3 protein-coding genes are annotated in these 2944 nt (G+C 68.5%); all 3 read left to right on the forward strand.

Going from position 1 to position 2944, the window contains the following annotated elements; genetic code table 11:
- Nucleotides 1–52: 52 nt before the first annotated feature.
- A complete protein-coding gene (ccmE, locus tag ACIPIA_RS13440) occupies nt 53–541 on the forward strand; it encodes a cytochrome c maturation protein CcmE (RefSeq protein WP_400510275.1) in 489 nt (162 codons plus the stop codon).
- 7 nt (nt 542–548) lie between these two features.
- On the forward strand, nt 549–2528 hold the full coding sequence (locus tag ACIPIA_RS13445; protein ID WP_400510272.1) for a heme lyase CcmF/NrfE family subunit: 1980 nt from the start codon (nt 549–551) through the stop codon (nt 2526–2528).
- Nucleotides 2529–2532: 4 nt separating this feature from the next.
- Nucleotides 2533–2944, forward strand: a 412-nt coding sequence (locus tag ACIPIA_RS13450) for a cytochrome c-type biogenesis protein (RefSeq protein WP_400510273.1), incomplete at its 3' end; no start/stop codon positions are given.

A 2944-nucleotide genomic window follows, 5' to 3' on the forward strand; every position in this document is an offset into this window, starting at 1 on the left:
AATTGGCCCTGAAGGAAGCCAAGCCGTGAGTATCGCCCAGCCCGCTAGCCCGATCCCCGCCAAGCGCCGCTTCACCCGCAAGCAGCGCCGCCTTGTCCTGATCGCATCTGCCGGAGCCGTGCTCTGCTTCGCCGCCGGGCTCGTGCTCTTCGCGATGCGCGATACGATCGTGTTCTTCTACGGGCCGACCGAGATCGTCGAGAAGGGCGTCGTGCCCGGCACCCGCATGCGCCTCGGAGGCCTCGTCGAAGCGGGGTCCGTCAAGCGCGGAACGGACCAGCGGGTCACCTTCGCGGTCAGCGACGGCAAGACCGCCATGACGGTCAGCTACCACGGGCTGCTACCCGACCTGTTCCGCGAAGGGCAGGGCGTCGTGACAGAGGGCGTTTTTGAAGGCGCCGGGCGGTTCAAGGCGGATTCGGTCCTCGCCAAGCATGACGAGACCTATATGCCGCGCGAAGTCGCCGACACGCTGAAGAAGCAGGGGCACTGGCAGCCGGGTGGCGCCGGCGCTCCGCCTGCGCCGGCGGCCAAGCCATGAGCCGGGCATGATCGTCGAGATCGGACATTATGCGCTGGCGCTGGCGCTCGGCGTCTCCGTCATCCAGACGCTGGTGCCGTTCTGGGGTGTCGTGCGCCATGACAGGGCGCTCGCATCGGTCGGCAGCGCTGCGGCGCTGATCAGCTTCGCGCTGGTCGCGCTCTCGTTCTCGGCGTTGGTCGCCGCCTATGTCCGCTCGGATTTCTCGGTGGCGAATGTCGTCGCCAACTCCCATTCGACGCAGCCGTTGATCTACAAGTTCACCTCGGTCTGGGGCAACCACGAGGGCTCCATGCTGCTCTGGGTGCTGATCCTGACCTTGTTCGGTGCCCTGGTCGCGCTGTCGCGCAACTCGCTGCCGCCGCGGCTGCGAGCCGGAACGCTCGCCGTGCAGGGGTTGGTGGCCGTGGCCTTCCTCGCCTTCACGCTGCTGACCTCAAACCCGTTCCAGCGGCTCTCGCCGGCCCCCGCCGAAGGGCAGGATCTCAACCCGATCCTGCAGGACCTCGGACTCGCGATCCATCCGCCGCTGCTGTATGTCGGCTATGTCGGCTTCTCGATCACCTATGCCTTCGCCGTCGCAGCGCTGATCGACGGGCGCATCGACGCCATGTGGGCGCGCGCCGTCCGTCCCTGGACGTTGCTGGCCTGGACCTTCCTGACGCTCGGCATCGCGATGGGCTCCTACTGGGCCTATTACGAGCTCGGCTGGGGAGGCTGGTGGTTCTGGGACCCGGTCGAGAACGCATCCTTCATGCCCTGGATCGCCGGAACGGCCCTGATCCATTCGACGGTGGTGATGGAGAAGCGCGACGCCCTCAAGGTCTGGACGATCCTGCTCGCGATCCTGACCTTCTCCCTGTCGCTGCTCGGCACCTTCATCGTCCGCTCCGGCGTGCTGACCTCGGTGCATTCCTTCGCCACAGACCCGGCGCGCGGCCTGTTCATCCTGCTCATCCTGGTCTTCTTCGTCGGTGGGTCGCTGGCGCTTTTCGCCTGGCGCGCGCCGCTGCTGCGGCAAGGCGGCCTGTTCGCGCCGGTATCCCGGGAGGGAGCGCTGGTCGTCAACAACATCTTCCTCGCCACGGCCTGCGCCACCGTCTTCGTGGGCACGCTCTATCCGCTGGTGCTGGAGATGGTCACGGGCGACAAGATTTCGGTCGGCGCCCCCTTCTACAACGCGACCTTCATCCCCGTGATGGTGCCCCTCCTGCTGATCCTGCCGATCGGACAGTCGCTCGCCTGGAAGCGCGGCGACCTGCTCGGCGCCGCGCAGCGCAATGCCGCTGCCTTCGGGCTGGCGGTGCTGATCACGCTCGTCCTGATCGCATTCACGCGCGGCGGGCCGGTGCTCGCGCCGCTCGGCATCGGGCTCGGCGCGTTCCTGATCCTCGGCGCTGCCGTCGATCTCGGCGAGCGCATCGCCGCGCGGGCCAGCGGCTGGAAGGCGATGCTGTCGCGTGCCAAGGGCTTGCCGCGCTCGGCCTGGGGCACGGCGCTGGCGCATGCCGGCATCGGCTTCAGCATCATAGGCATAGCGGCCCAGGCCTGGAGCACCGAGGCGATCGCTGTCCTCAAGCCCGGCGAGCGCCTGGCGAGCGGGCGCTACGCGATCGTCCTTGAGGGTGTGACGCCTCGCACCGGCCCGAATTTCCGCGCCGAGGTCGCGCGGTTCCAGCTCTTCGCGGGCGATCGGGAGCTGGCACCTCTCGAAGCTTCGAAGCGCATCTATACCGCCCGCGGCATGCCGACGACGGAAGCCGGGATCCGTACGCATGGGCTGAGCCAGGCCTATGTCAGCCTTGGCGAAGCGCAGGACGGCGGCGTGGCGGTGCGGCTCTACGACAAGCCCCTGATCCTGCTGATCTGGATCGGCTCGATCATCATGGCTCTCGGCGGCGGGCTCTCGCTCACCGACCGGCGTTTCCGCCTGGCAGCACCGAAGCGCGCAGCGCCGGTCGCGGCCGCGCCGCAGCCGGCGGAGTAGGCGGATGCGCAGCCTTCTGCTGGCATTCGGAATCGTGTTGCTGGCGCTCGCCGGCGCACAGGCTGTGCAGCCCGACGAGATCCTGAAGAACCCCGTGCAGGAGCAGCGGGCGCGGGCCATTTCCGGCGGCCTGCGCTGTCTCGTCTGCCAGAACCAGTCGATCGACGACTCCGACGCGCCTCTGGCACGCGACCTGCGCCTGCTCGTGCGCGAGCGGATCGTCGCGGGTGACAGCGACAAGGCCGTGGTCGATTTCGTCGTCGCCCGCTACGGCGACTTCGTGCTGCTGCGGCCGCCGTTCAATGCGCGCACGGCTCTGCTCTGGGCGGCGCCGTTCGTCATCCTGCTCCTCGCCCTGGCGTTCGTCTGGAGGCTCTCGCGTCGCCGCGTTCATGCCACCCCGGTCGTCGCGCGGC

Origin of the sequence: Allobosea sp. CER48 (genome assembly GCF_044752385.1) — a bacterium.
Taxonomy (GTDB): Bacteria; Pseudomonadota; Alphaproteobacteria; order Rhizobiales; family Beijerinckiaceae; genus Allobosea.